A 14,351-nucleotide genomic window follows, 5' to 3' on the forward strand; every position below is an offset into this window, starting at 1 on the left:
GAGGAAAAAATGCTTTAGAATACTTTATTGTAGCAATGAAAGAAAACTTTAATTCAGCTTACGGCCCGTTGGTCAAGTGGTTAAGACACCGCCCTTTCACGGCGGTAACACGGGTTCGAATCCCGTACGGGTCACCATACATAAAGCTGCTTTTGCCGAAAGGCATGTAGTGAGTTTTCCACGCGCCGGTCTAGCTCAATTGGTAGAGCAACTGACTTGTAATCAGTAGGTTGGGGGTTCAAGTCCTCTGGCCGGCACCACGTGGAGGGGTAGCGAAGTTGGCCAAACGCGGCGGACTGTAAATCCGCTCCTTCGGGTTCGGCGGTTCGAATCCGTCCCCCTCCACCATTAATACGAGCCATTAGCTCAGTTGGTAGAGCATCTGACTTTTAATCAGAGGGTCGGAGGTTCGAATCCTCCATGGCTCACCATTGTAATTATCCATGCTTTGAACTGCGGAAGTAGTTCAGTGGTAGAACACCACCTTGCCAAGGTGGGGGTCGCGGGTTCGAATCCCGTCTTCCGCTCCATTATTTGACGAGTAGGATAAGCAGTGATAGTATGAACAGTATTGATTTATATATAGATTATGCGGGTGTAGTTTAGTGGTAAAACCTCAGCCTTCCAAGCTGATGTCGTGGGTTCGATTCCCATCACCCGCTCCATTTTTGTTAAATCAAATATACTCATGGGGCCTTAGCTCAGCTGGGAGAGCGCCTGCCTTGCACGCAGGAGGTCAGCGGTTCGATCCCGCTAGGCTCCACCAAACAACATGAACGCATTCAGCCTGAAGGGCTGTTTTTTTTATGTCAATTTTAAGGCTTTTAACCCTTCGGGGGTGAATGTCTGAAAGAATCATGGTAGAATACGCGGGCATAGAAAAACTCTTATGCATTTACGAAGAGTGCATAAGAGTTTTACGGGATATAAGCTCATATTTATTTAAAAGAACATCCAGTTCCTTACTTAAAGCCAGGACATCGTCCGAAACCAGAGAAGCCGTATGAGTGGAAGTCAGTTGATGGAGTCTGTCTCTTGTTTGTTCTATTTCCTGCCGTAAATATTGTTGAGACAAACGTTCTTCACCTCCTATTTTGTTCATGTTTACATTATTACCCATTTTAACTCATTTTCAAAGGTATTTATGCCATATTTTCCAAAATGTGACTATGGTTCTAGAGGGTGCATAAATAGTAATATGGATAAAGATAGGGGATGAAAACCGTGTTACAATTGGATGAATTGAAAAAATTACCATAGTAAATATGTCTTAAGCAGCCGAAGGCTGTTGAATAAATGAAACGGATAGACTTATTGAACGTATGTATAGTCCCACGAGGTGGAGGTCGCCAAATGGATGCAACAGTGAAACGGCTAGTGAAAGAAGTGAAAAAAGACGGAGATCAGGAAGCTTTTCGGGAATTGGTTGATTTGTATAAGGACAAGGTTTATCAAATCGCCTATCGGATGGTGGGCAATGCCTACGAAGCTCAGGATATGGCTCAGGAAGCATTTTTGAGAGCATATGCCAACATTGAGAGCTATGACGAAAAAAGAAAATTCTCCACTTGGCTTTTCCGTATTACGACAAATCTTTGCATCGATCGTCTCCGTAAGAAAAAGCCGGACTATTCCCTGGACGCAGAAATACCTGGAGCGGAAGGGCTCGATGGATATTCGCAGCTTTCTTCGCCGGACAAGCTGCCGGATGAACAGGTTGTGACAATGGAAATGCAGGAGTGGGTGCAGGAAGGGATAGTGAAGCTGCCGCCGAAATACCGGACAGCTATCGTCCTTCGCTACATTGAAGATCTTTCCATTCAGGAAATCAGTGACATACTGGATCTTCCCGAAAATACGGTGAAAACGCATGTGCACAGGGGGCGCGAAGCTTTAAGAAAACATTTGGGAAACACGTGAATGAGGGGGTGGGACCATGGCTTTAAACGAGCGGGAGGAAGAGTATATCCAGCGCTACATTGACGGCGATATGGATGAACGTGAAAAAGAAAAGTTCCATACGTACATCAAAGAAAATCCGGAATGCGCGCACCGTCTCCAGGAGTTGAAGCGCACAGTGACAATAGTGCAGGGAGCTTCGCACGTTTGGGCTCCGGAGACTTTTACTGACAGCGTCATGAAAGAACTGCCTAAGAAAAGAAAACGGACAGCCTGGAAAACATGGTCCAGGCAGCATCCTGTGCTGGTTGCAGTTTCCATGTTTATTGTGCTGATGGCTTCAAGTGTGCTTTTTGCCTGGAATGATCAGGCGGGAGCTGAAATGACGGTCACTGGCGACCGGGCGAACGTAAATATTGATTACGATAACAACGCAGTAATCATACCGGAGGATGAAACAGTGCAGGGAGATTTAACCGTTCGAAACGGAGAGGTTGATGTGCACGGGAACGTAAATGGGGACCTTACGGTGATTAATGGGGAGCCGTACATGGCTTCGGCGGGCAGCGTTTCCGGCAATATTGAGGAAGTGGACCAGGTGCTTGAGTGGATCTGGTACCATACGAAACGAATAAGTCAGGAAGCCTGGCATATGGACGACGAAGAAGCGTCATAATACAGGCGTTTATAAAACAGCAGCAGGCTTTCGGCAGAGCGTGCTGCTGTTTGCATATTATTCCGGAGACAAACTGTATAATAAAATTTGCCGAAAATCCAAATAAAGCACGCAGAGAATAGAAGTGATTGTGATATAATATAACCGTTACTTTGCTTACGCGATAGAATCAATTGGAGGAAGTGCCATGTTTGCTGGACAAGATTTCGATTTACTTAACATCATACGAATTGTCGTAGACATATCGCTGGTGGCGTATGTCATTTACAAAGCGATCACGATTATCCGGGGCACTCGGGCCGTCCAGCTAGTAAAAGGCATTGCTGTTATTTTAGCTGTTTGGTTTATAAGCAGTTTTTTTGGTCTGCGGACGCTTCAATGGATTATGGGGAACTCGGTTACATACGGACTGCTTGCAATTATTATCATATTTCAGCCGGAGCTCCGGCGTGCCCTTGAACAGCTCGGCAGGGGAAGGCTCTTCGGGAGAGCTTCTTATGTAGAAGAAGACGAAACGTTAAAAACTATTGATGCCATTATGAAATCAACAAAGTATATGGCGAAAAGGCGTATCGGGGCGCTGATTTCCATCGAACGCGAAACAGGAATGAATGATTATATTGAAACCGGCATTTCCATGGATGCAAACATTACATCAGAGCTGCTGATTAATACTTTTATTCCGAATACTCCGCTTCATGACGGGGCGGTAGTGATGAGAGAGAACAAAATAGCCGCCGCTGCCTGCTACCTTCCTTTGTCAGAAAACCCCTTTATTTCAAAAGAGCTGGGCACAAGGCACCGTGCCGCTCTCGGGGTGAGTGAAGTAACGGACGCACTTACGCTGGCTGTGTCGGAAGAAACCGGCAGCATATCCATTACTAAAAACGGAGATCTTCACCGTGATGTTGATGAGGAAACACTCCGTAAAATGCTTGAAAAGGATTTGATGGCAGAAAACAATTCATCGAGTATCTGGCAGTGGGGAGGGAAAAAAGATGGATAAGCTTTTTGCAAACAAGTGGTTTGTCCGCTTTATCTCTCTTGCTTTTGCCGTGATGCTTTACTTAATTGTGAATATGGATCCTACGGTAAATAATGCCGGGGTCGTGCCGGACGGGGAAGATCAAACATATACAATCGAAGATGTGAACATTACCCCGGAGTACAATGAAGAAGAATATGCTGTTACAAATATGACTGAGAACGCAGATGTTACGCTCGCCGGTTCACAGACGGCTATTATGCTGTTTCGTCTCTCCCGGTCGGACAGTTATGAATTATATTTAGATATGCAGAATCTGGGCGCCGGAACACACAACGTTCAGGTAAGCCACCGGGATTTTCCGACAGACCTGGAAGTGACTCCGTCACCGGAGTACGCGACGGTGACGCTTGAGGAAAAGCAGGAAACGACCTTTCCGCTTGAAACACAAATTTTGAATGAAGAGCAGAATCAAGAGTTTTCTTTTGGGAACCCGACCGTCAGCCCCGAGGAAGTGACGGTGAGCGGGGCCGGAACAATTATCGAACAAATTGACCGGGTGGTTGCCCAGGTGGATGTATCTGAAGCAGATGGGGACATCAATGGAAACTTCCCGATAGTGGCGCTCGATACGGAAGGCAATGAACTGGACGTCAATATAGAACCGCAGGAAGCATCAGTGGAGTTGTCTGCTGATGCTCCTTCAAAAGAGGTGCCTGTGAACGTCGAACGAACGGGAAGTTTGAGTGCAGATACAGCAATTAGTGAAGTCACGGTTTCCGATGAAGCAGTAACTATTTACGGCAGCGAGGAAGCAGTGCAGAATACAGAAAGCATTAATGCGGCTCTCGACTTGAATGAAATCAGTGAAAGCGGAACGTATGAACTGGATGTACAGCTTCCGGATGGCATCCAGCGGACAAATCCTGAAAATTTAAGTGCATCTGTGACGATAGAGGGGGAAGAACAGGCTACGCTTGAAGATGTGCCTATTTCTATTGTGAATTTGCCTTCAGGGGCATCGACGAGCTGGGTAAACCCTTCGTCAGGGCAAATGGATGTACAAATATATGGAGATGCGGGGGCACTTGAAGGTGTAAGCGCTGAAGATATTACACTGGAGGCTCTTTGGAGCGGCAGCGGCTCTTCGAATGAAGAGTCCTATATTCTTCCTGTGGAAGCGGGCGGACCGCAAGGAGTGCAGATTTCTCCAGCGAGGGAGAATGTGGAAGTAACCCTTCAGCAGGAAGAAAGCGGAGACGAAACGGAAGAAGAAACAGAGCCGGAAAATGAGGCGCCGGAAGAGCAGCAAAACGAAAATACAGATGACCCCGGAGAGTCTGGTCAAAATGAAGGGGACGGCGGCTCTTCCGGTCAGGATGATTCGACAGAAGGTGCAGAAAACGGAAACGGATCAAACGAACAGGATACAGAAACAGATCCGCAAACAGATACTGGGGACACAGAAGAAGACGGAACCGGAGACACAGAAGAACCTCCTGCAGAAGATGAAGAGGAAGCTCCTGCGGACGAAAATAATGAAACAGACGAAGAACAGCAGTAAACACCATCAGGGAATTGTGTAAGAATAAAGGAGAGATTTAACCATGGGGAAATATTTTGGTACAGATGGAGTCAGGGGTGTTGCCAATACAGAGCTTACACCGGAGTTTGCTTTCCGGCTTGGGCGTGCGGGCGGCTATTTGTTAACGAAAGATCATGAACAACCAAAAGTGTTAATAGGCAAGGATACACGGATCAGCGGGGAAATGCTTGAAGGCGCAATGGTGGCCGGGCTTCTTTCCATTGGGGTGGAAGTGATGCGCCTGGGAACCATTACCACTCCCGGAGTAGCTTATTTAACCAAGGCAGTCAGTGCTCAGGCAGGGATTATGATTTCTGCTTCGCATAATCCGGTTGCAGATAACGGCATCAAATTTTTCGGAGCAGATGGGTTCAAGCTGAATGACGAGCAGGAAGCGGAAATCGAGCGCTATCTTGAAGGAGACGACCAGATGCCTCGCCCGGTTGGAGGACAGCTTGGAAGCGTCAATGATTATTTTGAAGGCCGTCAGAAGTATCTCCAGTTTTTGAAAAATACAGTCAGTGAGGACTTCTCGAGTCTGCATATTGCTCTCGACTGTGCAAACGGGGCAGCCTCTTCTTTAGCTCCGCATTTAATGGCAGACCTTGAGGCTGATATTTCTACCATTGGAAACAACCCGGACGGAATTAATATTAACGAGGGTGTCGGCTCCACACATCCGGAAGCTCTGGCTGCTTTCGTTGTTGAAAAAGGCGCGGACCTCGGTCTTGCCTTTGACGGCGACGCGGACCGGCTGATTGCTGTAGATGAGAATGGCGATATTGTTGATGGGGACCAGATTATGTATATTTGCGGCAAGCATCTGAAGCAGGAGCTGATGCTGAATAAAAACACGGTAGTAACGACGATTATGAGCAACATCGGCCTGCATAAAGCTCTTCGGGAGGTTGATGTTGAAACGGTGCAGACAAAGGTGGGTGACCGTCACGTCATGGAAGAAATGCGGGCAAACGGATACAGCCTGGGCGGAGAACAATCCGGGCACCTGATTTTCCTTGATTTAACCACCACAGGAGATGGAATGCTGAGCGCATTGCAGCTCGTGGATATGGTGAAGAAATCAGGCAAAAAATTATCGGAGCTTGCCGCTGAAATGCCGAGGTTTCCACAAAAGCTGGTTAATGTCCGCGTAACGGATAAATACGAGGTGGAAAATAATCCAAAGGTTAAAGAAGTGATAGACCGGATTGAAGCTGAAACCGGGGACAAAGGAAGAATTCTTGTGCGTCCTTCCGGCACCGAGCCACTCGTCCGGGTGATGGCGGAGGCTGAAACAGAAGAGCTGTGCAACAATTACGTAAAAGAAATTGCTGACGTAGTCCAGACAGAAATGGGCTTGGATAAATAATTATAATGCGCCGGGGCCGCCCCCGGTGTTTTTTTACGTTTAAAATGTATTAATTCCGGCAACGTTGATACGGGGGCGTAACTTTTTTATGCAGATTGCGACTAATGTTAAGTGTTTCTTAAAAATAGGAAATATACATATTTGCATGAAAAAATTTCACAATTTCACAATTGATTACAGCAAGCAGATAGCGTATTATTATGTATAAATCTAGTGAAGAAAGGAGCAGGAGTAAAGTTTCATTATTGAAAGCGCTTGGACTGTTTTGGAACGAATAACAAAACAGTTGACGAGGTGGAGGTTTATCGAGTAATCGGCGGATGCCTCCCGGCTGCATGTCTCAGCTGAAAGTACTGGCTCAAATCATGAAGGCGACTTCGTGGCTAAAGGCCAGGACACAGGCATAAAACTGGTAAATAGAATTGTGAATGAGCACCCGTGAAGATAACATCAATAAAAAATCAAACGAGACGAGTGGGGCATCAGTAAATGTCCCGCGACATATGCTTATGCCCCGCCGATTATTAGGAGGGTATCCACGTATGTGTGGAATTGTAGGGTATATTGGAAATGAGCAGGCGTCGGACATTTTGTTAAAGGGACTTCATAAACTCGAGTACCGGGGGTATGATTCTGCAGGTATAGCGGTAGTGGACAACGACGGAGTTAGTGTATACAAGGAAAAAGGGCGTATTGCCGCTCTTGAAGAAACGGTAAACGGCCAGGCTTCCGGAACGATAGGCATCGGCCACACGCGCTGGGCGACACACGGAGCACCGAGCCGGGACAATGCGCACCCGCATCAAAGCATCAGCGGCCGCTTTACGCTTGTACACAACGGTGTCATTGAGAACTATCAGCAGCTTCAGCAGCATTACCTTGACAGAGTGTCTCTTCGCAGCCAGACTGATACGGAAATTATCGTGCAGCTTGTAGAGAAGTTCAGCCAGGAAGGGCTCAAAACAGAAGCAGCCTTCCGGCGTACTCTGGCTCTTCTAAAAGGATCCTACGCTTTGGCATTAATCGACAACGATGATGAAGAAACCATCTATGTCGGAAAAAATAAGAGCCCGCTCCTCGTTGGTTTAGGAGAAGGGAAAAACGTTATTGCTTCGGATGCGATGGCAATGCTTCATAAGACGAAGCAGTTCATTGAAATTATGGATGAAGAAGTCGTTATTGTGACGCGTGACTCTGTTCAGGTAAAAGACCTGGAAGGAACCGTTCAGACTCGCGAGCCTTTTGTGACAGACATTGATGAGTCCGATACAGAAAAGGGCACGTACGACCATTTTATGTTAAAAGAAATTGATGAGCAGCCGTTTGTTATTCGCAACATCATCCAGAAATACCAGGATGAAGATGGAGACATTAAGCTTGAAGAAGATATTCGTGCGGCGATCAATCATTCGGACCGTATTTATATTCTGGCAGCAGGTACAAGCTATCATGCCGGGCTTGTAGGTAAGGAAATGATCGAGAAAATTGGGCAGAAGCCGGTGGAAGTACACATTGCGAGCGAGTTTTTGTATAACCAGCCGCTTCTTTCTGAAAAGCCGTTGTTTATCTTTATTTCCCAAAGCGGAGAAACCGCAGACAGCCGTGGTGTGCTTGTAAACGTGAAAAAACAGGGGTACCCGTCAATCACAATTACGAACGTTCCGGGATCGACGCTTTCCCGCGAGGCAGACTTTACGCTTCATACGTATGCCGGTCCTGAAATTGCAGTTGCTTCAACGAAAGCATACACTGCACAAATGGCTGTAATGTCGATCCTTGCTATGGACATTGCCCGTGCCCGCGGTATTGAATCTGACTTCAATGCTATTCAGCAGCTGGGGCTCGCGGCCAACGCCATGGAGACTCTTTGTGACCAAAAAGATGTTATGGAAGGCATTGCGAAAGAATACTTGAGTGAAACCCGCAACTGCTTCTTCATCGGCCGCGCGCTCGACTATCACGTTGTGCTTGAAGGTGCATTAAAGCTGAAAGAAATTTCGTATATTCAGGCTGAAGGGTTTGCCGGCGGCGAGCTGAAGCACGGCACAATTGCGTTAATTGAAGAAGGCACTCCGGTCATTGCCGTAACGACGCAGAACCACGTGAACCTAAACACGCGTGGCAACCTGCAGGAAGTGGTGGCCCGCGGCGCGAAACCGTGCGTTATTGCTTCGGAAACCAATCAGCAGGAAGGCGATAATATTGTGCTTCCGGATATGCATGAAGTGATGACTCCGATCGTTTCGGTCATTCCAATGCAGCTTATTTCTTACTACGCAGCGATGCACCGCGGCTGCGATGTAGACAAACCGCGCAACCTGGCAAAAAGCGTAACTGTCGAATAGCTAAAAGTTTGGCAGGATAGCAAATATACACTAAGCGCCCATTGGACGACATCCAATGGGCCTTTTTTTAAAGGAAATGCTGAATAACACAGAAAAACAAACGGTAATGTGAGTCTAAATCAACCTAGGCTGAAATAACTATAATTTATAGGAAATTTTACTGGTATTAGGTATAATAAGGAAGATATATTGTACTTAACCGCTGCTATTGAAGTGATGTACAAAAATGGGAAAACAATATACTGCTGTGAAAATATCATATTCAGGGGGAAAGACTGTGGAAATAGCTTCGATACTGCCGGTTGTTGGTACCGCTTTTGGTTTTATATTAGTTGCCTCCTGCATTATTTTACTGATCGCAGTACAAAGAAAAATCGTCGTTTCTTTGATGGCAGCCGGCCTCCTTATAGGCGGATCCAGTATGTACTACTTAATTCAGCAGGACAGTAAGGTTTATCTCGAAGAGGTCTCATTGGGCTCTGCAGAAGAAACGGCTGAGTCAGGGGCGGCAGATCTTCGTCAAATAAGAAGTGAAAAAGAAAACGTTAAAACTGCTGCTGTAGAATCAGGGGCTTTGAATAGCTCCGAGGTGAATGAAGCCTACGAACAGGAAATCTTAAAAGAAATGGAATACATCAGCATTCAGCTTTCTTCAACTACAGAAGCGCTGAAAGCGTTGAATCAAAATAAAAATTCAGACTATTGGCACCGGGCGAATGAAGAATTATTATCTCTCGACGGAGCTTTAAACAAAGCACAAGAAATCGTTTACGAGCCTCAGGGCTATGAAAAATTTCAGTCGGCCTATCAGTATACGTTGACAGAGCTGTTGGACTATTCAGATCAGCTGAGTTTTGCAGCTGAAGAGTATTATTACGACCAGGATGCAGATTTGCTTGAGTACTACATGTTAAACCGGGAGTTTCCCGACAATGTGAAAGAGGCATTTGATATAATAGAGGACGAAGAAGAGGTTTTTCAGCATGAGAATTTGAATGAAGAAATAGACATTCTTTTTCCCGAAAGATAATAGCGGCTGGTGAAACTAAAAGTCTCTGCGGGCGATATAGTAAATTTTTATTAAGTACATCGAGATGAGGGTGAAGCGGTTGTCGTATTTGTTTTTACTTATTGGTTTTGCGCTATTGATTAAAGGAGCCGACTTTTTTGTGGACGGTGCCTCGAAAATTGCCGGTAATTTAAAAGTGTCCCCGCTTTTAATCGGGCTGACGATTGTTGCCTTTGGCACAAGCTCTCCGGAAGCGACGGTGAGTGTACTTGCTGCTTTGGACGGAAACGCCGGCGTCGCCCTTGGTAACGTAATTGGAAGCAATATCTTCAACATTACGCTGGTGATTGGCGTTACTGCTTTAATCGCCCCGCTCGCTGTCGAAAATGAAACAGTGAGAAAAGAAATTCCTTTCACACTGCTTGCGGGGGTCGCGCTTCTTATTCTAATGAGTGACACTGCCCTTCAGGCACTTAGTGAAAATGTTATTACACGCAGTGATGGTTTTGTGTTCCTGCTGTTTTTTACCGTGTTTTTATATTATATATTTGAAGTGGCCAGAAGAAACCGGGCTGCTCAGACAGTTGACCAAACGAGCGCCTCAATTGCCCCGTGGACAAAAAATATACTACTGACGGTGGGCGGACTTGCAGCCATCATTTTTGGCGGGGACCTGGTGGTCGACAGCGCGACTGAAATTGCGCTTGCGTTTGGTATGAGCGAAACACTGGTCGGTCTGACGATCGTTGCCATTGGGACTTCTTTGCCGGAGTTGATTACATCGATTACAGCGGCGTTTAAAAAAGAAACAGACATAGCGATCGGTAATATTGTCGGAAGCAATATTTTTAATATTTTCTTTGTACTTGGCGCGGCCTCCGTGATCTCTCCACTTGCTGTAGAAAGCAAAATTTTTATGGACATTTCGCTTATGATTATCCTGACAGTGCTGCTGCTCGTTTTTTCGAGAACCAATTTCAGGATTGGCCGCCGGGAGGGAGCGGTGCTTGCGGCTGCGTATATTATTTACCTGATTTATATTATTCTTCGAAACTAAATATAATTGTTGAACTGCCTGGGAAGTTCCGGGCAGTTTTTTGATGTCATTTCCAGGTGCATCTGGTTACACATGTTTACTATTTCCTGTTAGCAGGTAACTAAAAGAAGTATTACCTTAACAATGAAAAGGAGCACTGATATAGATGGATATTAATAAACAGCAGCTGGGTGGACAGCCGAAGCAGAGCCAGCCGGAACAGCCGGGCACTGAATCAGAGATGACCCCATTGCCAATCCAGCCGCTCGATTACAAAGGGAGCGGAAAGCTTACAGACCGGGTGGCATTGATCACCGGTGGTGACAGCGGTATCGGCCGCGCAGTGGCGATTGCCTATGCAAAGGAAGGCGCCCATGTAGTGATTAATTATCTGGAGGAAGAGCAGAATGACGCTGATGAAACGAAAAAACTGATTGAGAACGAAGGCGTGCAGGCCTTGCTTCTGCCCGGCGATGTTTCGGAGGAAGAGACGTGCAAATCGTTGATTGAAAAGACATTGGATAAATTCGGCAAACTCGATATTCTTGTAAATAATTCTGCGATTCAATTTCCAACGAGCGATTTGCAGGACATTTCGCTGGAACAATGGGATAAAACGTTCAAAACCAATGTATATTCAGTCTTTCATATGACTAAATTTGCTATTCCTCATTTAAAAGAAGGAAGCTCTATCATTAACACTACCTCCATTAATCCATACACGGGCAACCCGAACCTGATTGATTACACCTCCACCAAAGGTGCCATTAATGGCTTTACCCGAAGTATGGCAGCCAACCTTGTCGGTAAAGGTATCCGGGTGAATATGGTAGCGCCGGGACCAATCTGGACGCCGCTGATCCCGTCTACGTTCGACGAAGATTCGGTGGCGGAATTCGGAACCTCAGCCCCGATGGGACGTCCGGGCCAGCCGTCGGAACTGATGGGTCCTTATGTGCTGCTTGCGTCGGATGAAGGCTCCTATATGACCGGCCAGTGCATTCATGTGAACGGCGGAATGTACACATCATCTTAAGAGAATCAGGAGGAACCGCATGAAGCTGAGTGATTTAACAGAAATTGAAGTTCAGAGAAAAGTAAATGACTACTTCCGGTTGGCAGATATTAAGCTGAAAGATGAAGAAATAGGGAAGATTCAGATTAATGATTTCGGTCTCGGGCGCCTGGACGAACTGGGTCTGCAGCTGTTCGTGTATATTAATACGGACCGGTACTGCGCTAAAGAATGGGTGCTCTTTCCGCGCCAGACGTGTCCGGAGCATCTTCATCCGCCAGTAGAATCAGGAGATCCGGGAAAGCAGGAAACATTTCGCTGTAAATTTGGCACCGTTTATTTGTATGTAGAAGGAGAAGCGACTCCAAATCCAAAGGCGAAGCCCCCGGAACAGGACAGAGATCAGTTTACAGCAGCCCGCGAAGTAATACTAACAGCAGGGGATCAATACACGATCCCTCCAAATACAAAGCATTGGTTCCAGGCAGGAGAAGAGGGAGCCGTAACCGCGGAGTACTCCTCGACGAGCACTGATGAGCATGATATTTTCACGCATAAAGATATTTAATCGAATGCCTCATTCATCCCTTCAGCCGTATTGGCTGGAGGTTTTTAATTATCCATAAAAATCCATTCCCTCTATAAACTATGCGGTGGTTATTACGATAATAATAGTAAGACATTAGTTTAAGGAGGAAAATGGTGAAAAGATTAATACAAAAGCTTAAGCTTGGCACGAAGCTGAACATAATTATGGCTGCAGTTCTGATTGGTTTTTCTATTGTGATTGGTTTTATTACGTTTGATCAGATAAAAAAGGGTGTGGAAGAAACAGCTGTAGAAAAAGCGGTTTCCGATTTAAATTTAGGCTATGAATACATAAACAGTGAATATCCCGGCGAGTGGCGTATTGAAGATGGAAATTTAATGAAAGGGGAAACGACCATCAGCGGAAACACCGATATTGTTGATTTCATCGGGGAAATGACCGGGGGGACCGTAACTATTTTCATGAATGACACACGTGTAACGACAAACGTGATGCTTGACGGAGAGCGTGCTGTCGGAACGCAGGCTTCAGATGAAGTGGTGGAAACGGTGCTGCAGGATGAAGCAATGTATACAGGAGAAGCAGACGTAGTGGGCACGAGCTATCAAACAGCGTATGAGCCCATTTACAATGAAGCGGGAAAGCCTATCGGCATGTGGTATGTAGGTGCTTCGCAGGAAATACTTGATGAAATTACCGGCAACGCCCTCATCACCTTTTTAATTGCTTTAATGATCACCGGCATCGCAGCGATGGGGGGCGTATTTTTATTTTCACGCAGGGTATCCAAAAGACTTGGACGCGTGACCGGTGCCCTGACAGCAGCGGGGCAAGGAGATTTCACCACAGAGCTTTCGGATCCTTCAGATGATGAAATAGGCCGGCTTACAGCAGGATACAATCAAATGCGGAAAAATTTAAGCGCGCTTGTAAAACAAATTTTAGATACTTCTGAGCAGGTAGCGGCTTCCTCTGAGCAGTTTAGCGCGAGTGCGGAGGAAACAAGCTCGGCCACGGACGAAGTGTCCCGTGCGGTCCAGGAAGTATCCAGCGGGGCAGAAAACCAGGCCCGGAGCATGGGAGAAACAAAATCACTGGTCGCCGAAATTTCCGGCGGCATGGATCGTATATCAGGAAATATCCATGCAATTAATGAATCATCGTCGATAAATGTTGAAACGGCGGAGAACGGCTCGCGGGTTATACAACAGACGCTCGGGCAGATGTCATTGATTCAGGACAAAACAAACTATACTGCGACGTTTATTCATCAATTGGAAAACAAGTCCGGTCAGATAAATGATATTATTTCGCTGATCACCAATATCTCCAATCAGACCAACCTCCTTGCGTTAAACGCAGCTATTGAAGCTGCACGCGCCGGGGAAAGCGGCCAGGGATTTGCAGTAGTAGCTGAAGAAGTGCGGAAGCTTGCGGAGCAGTCCGGCAGTTCCGCGAGCCAGATTGGCTCGCTTATTAAAGATATCCAGGCAGACATCCAGGAGTCGGTCACATCGATGGAGGATGGGAAAGAAGCCGTAGAAGGAGGAATCCGTCAGGTCAAAGAGGCGGAGAGTGCCTTCCAGTCGATTTCAGTGTCAACTAAAGACATCGCGGTTCAGCTCGAGGAATCCTCAGCAGCTGTAGAGCAGATGACGGCCCGGGCAGAAGCATTGATGCATTCTGTCCAGGCTGTCGCTGATATCGCCGATCAGTCCATGGAGCACACGCAGAATGTTGCTGCCTCCTCTGAAGAGCAGAACGCTTCCATGCAGGAGATATCATCTGCATCAAGCACCCTTGCACACATGGCAGAAGAGCTTGGGCAGTCCGTACGCTCATTCAAGGTTTAAGATCAGCAAAAGAAGCACCGGAAGCCCAG

The 14,351-nt window shown here is 46.5% G+C and carries 12 protein-coding genes and 7 tRNA genes; 18 read left to right on the top strand and 1 reads right to left on the bottom strand.

Features of this window, described 5'->3' with window-relative positions; translation table 11 throughout:
- Positions 1 to 62: 62 nt before the first annotated feature.
- The 7 genes from ACTRXF_RS05195 (at position 63) to ACTRXF_RS05225 (ending at position 766) form a co-directional block, all read left to right on the top strand.
- Positions 63 to 137 (top strand) — tRNA-Glu (locus tag ACTRXF_RS05195).
- 47 nt (positions 138 to 184) lie between these two features.
- Positions 185 to 260, top strand: a tRNA-Thr gene (locus ACTRXF_RS05200).
- 3 nt (positions 261 to 263) lie between these two features.
- Positions 264 to 348: transfer RNA gene (locus ACTRXF_RS05205), tRNA-Tyr, on the top strand.
- Positions 349 to 355: 7 nt separating this feature from the next.
- A tRNA-Lys gene (locus ACTRXF_RS05210) sits at positions 356 to 431 on the top strand.
- A gap of 24 nt (positions 432 to 455) precedes the next feature.
- Positions 456 to 530: transfer RNA gene (locus tag ACTRXF_RS05215), tRNA-Gly, on the top strand.
- Positions 531 to 591: 61 nt separating this feature from the next.
- Positions 592 to 665: transfer RNA gene (locus ACTRXF_RS05220), tRNA-Gly, on the top strand.
- A gap of 25 nt (positions 666 to 690) precedes the next feature.
- Positions 691 to 766, top strand: a tRNA-Ala gene (locus ACTRXF_RS05225).
- A 129-nt stretch (positions 767 to 895) separates the two neighbouring features.
- Here ACTRXF_RS05225 and ACTRXF_RS05230 read toward each other — a convergent pair.
- Positions 896 to 1,120 carry an aspartyl-phosphate phosphatase Spo0E family protein gene (locus tag ACTRXF_RS05230; protein WP_474260896.1) on the bottom strand — a complete coding sequence of 75 codons (225 nt, stop codon included), beginning with the start codon at positions 1,118 to 1,120 and terminating at the stop codon, positions 896 to 898.
- A 233-nt stretch (positions 1,121 to 1,353) separates the two neighbouring features.
- Between ACTRXF_RS05230 and sigW the strand changes: the two genes are divergently transcribed.
- The 11 genes from sigW to ACTRXF_RS05285 all read left to right on the top strand — a co-directional run bounded on the left by sigW (position 1,354) and on the right by ACTRXF_RS05285 (position 14,322).
- A complete protein-coding gene (gene sigW / locus ACTRXF_RS05235) occupies positions 1,354 to 1,920 on the top strand; it encodes an RNA polymerase sigma factor SigW (RefSeq protein WP_474278155.1) in 567 nt (188 codons plus the stop codon).
- A gap of 16 nt (positions 1,921 to 1,936) precedes the next feature.
- Entirely contained in the window at positions 1,937 to 2,575 is a 639-nt protein-coding gene (locus tag ACTRXF_RS05240) for an anti-sigma factor (protein ID WP_474278157.1), read from the top strand.
- Positions 2,576 to 2,762: 187 nt separating this feature from the next.
- Positions 2,763 to 3,581: a diadenylate cyclase CdaA gene (cdaA, locus tag ACTRXF_RS05245; RefSeq protein WP_022794289.1), complete on the top strand. Its 819-nt coding sequence runs from the start codon at positions 2,763 to 2,765 to the stop codon at positions 3,579 to 3,581.
- Positions 3,574 to 5,124 (top strand): CdaR family protein, encoded by a 1,551-nt coding sequence (locus tag ACTRXF_RS05250; protein WP_474278159.1) that lies wholly within the window; start codon positions 3,574 to 3,576, stop codon positions 5,122 to 5,124. The genes cdaA and ACTRXF_RS05250 overlap by 8 nt, the downstream gene beginning before the upstream one ends.
- Positions 5,125 to 5,167: 43 nt before the next feature.
- Positions 5,168 to 6,514, top strand: coding sequence for a phosphoglucosamine mutase (gene glmM / locus ACTRXF_RS05255; RefSeq protein ID WP_474278161.1), 1,347 nt, complete (start codon positions 5,168 to 5,170; stop codon positions 6,512 to 6,514).
- 542 nt (positions 6,515 to 7,056) lie between these two features.
- Entirely contained in the window at positions 7,057 to 8,859 is a 1,803-nt protein-coding gene (gene glmS, locus ACTRXF_RS05260) for a glutamine--fructose-6-phosphate transaminase (isomerizing) (protein WP_474278163.1), read from the top strand.
- Between the two features lie 277 nt (positions 8,860 to 9,136).
- Positions 9,137 to 9,889: a hypothetical protein gene (locus ACTRXF_RS05265; RefSeq protein ID WP_474278165.1), complete on the top strand. Its 753-nt coding sequence runs from the start codon at positions 9,137 to 9,139 to the stop codon at positions 9,887 to 9,889.
- Positions 9,890 to 9,968: 79 nt separating this feature from the next.
- Positions 9,969 to 10,925, top strand: coding sequence for a calcium/sodium antiporter (locus ACTRXF_RS05270; protein ID WP_474278167.1), 957 nt, complete (start codon positions 9,969 to 9,971; stop codon positions 10,923 to 10,925).
- Positions 10,926 to 11,070: 145 nt separating this feature from the next.
- Positions 11,071 to 11,940 carry an SDR family oxidoreductase gene (locus ACTRXF_RS05275; protein WP_474278169.1) on the top strand — a complete coding sequence of 290 codons (870 nt, stop codon included), beginning with the start codon at positions 11,071 to 11,073 and terminating at the stop codon, positions 11,938 to 11,940.
- A 19-nt stretch (positions 11,941 to 11,959) separates the two neighbouring features.
- The gene (locus ACTRXF_RS05280; protein WP_474278171.1) at positions 11,960 to 12,487 is read left to right on the top strand and encodes a D-lyxose/D-mannose family sugar isomerase; all 528 of its coding nucleotides are present in this window, start codon (positions 11,960 to 11,962) and stop codon (positions 12,485 to 12,487) included.
- 131 nt (positions 12,488 to 12,618) lie between these two features.
- The gene (locus tag ACTRXF_RS05285; protein ID WP_474278173.1) at positions 12,619 to 14,322 is read left to right on the top strand and encodes a methyl-accepting chemotaxis protein; all 1,704 of its coding nucleotides are present in this window, start codon (positions 12,619 to 12,621) and stop codon (positions 14,320 to 14,322) included.
- Positions 14,323 to 14,351 lie beyond the last annotated feature (29 nt).

This window comes from Marinococcus sp. LNHM3E3-2.2, from assembly GCF_056034385.1.

What these genes read in the sequence shown, in the direction of transcription:
- ACTRXF_RS05230 (WP_474260896.1), bottom strand. Translation starts at nt 1,120, where the DNA reads ATGGGTAATAATGTAAACATGAACAAAATAGGAGGTGAAGAACGTTTG.
- sigW (WP_474278155.1), top strand. Translation starts at nt 1,354, where the DNA reads ATGGATGCAACAGTGAAACGGCTAGTGAAAGAAGTGAAAAAAGACGGA.
- ACTRXF_RS05240 (WP_474278157.1), top strand. Translation starts at nt 1,937, where the DNA reads ATGGCTTTAAACGAGCGGGAGGAAGAGTATATCCAGCGCTACATTGAC.
- cdaA (WP_022794289.1), top strand. Translation starts at nt 2,763, where the DNA reads ATGTTTGCTGGACAAGATTTCGATTTACTTAACATCATACGAATTGTC.
- ACTRXF_RS05250 (WP_474278159.1), top strand. Translation starts at nt 3,574, where the DNA reads ATGGATAAGCTTTTTGCAAACAAGTGGTTTGTCCGCTTTATCTCTCTT.
- glmM (WP_474278161.1), top strand. Translation starts at nt 5,168, where the DNA reads ATGGGGAAATATTTTGGTACAGATGGAGTCAGGGGTGTTGCCAATACA.
- glmS (WP_474278163.1), top strand. Translation starts at nt 7,057, where the DNA reads ATGTGTGGAATTGTAGGGTATATTGGAAATGAGCAGGCGTCGGACATT.
- ACTRXF_RS05275 (WP_474278169.1), top strand. Translation starts at nt 11,071, where the DNA reads ATGGATATTAATAAACAGCAGCTGGGTGGACAGCCGAAGCAGAGCCAG.
- ACTRXF_RS05280 (WP_474278171.1), top strand. Translation starts at nt 11,960, where the DNA reads ATGAAGCTGAGTGATTTAACAGAAATTGAAGTTCAGAGAAAAGTAAAT.
- ACTRXF_RS05285 (WP_474278173.1), top strand. Translation starts at nt 12,619, where the DNA reads ATGGTGAAAAGATTAATACAAAAGCTTAAGCTTGGCACGAAGCTGAAC.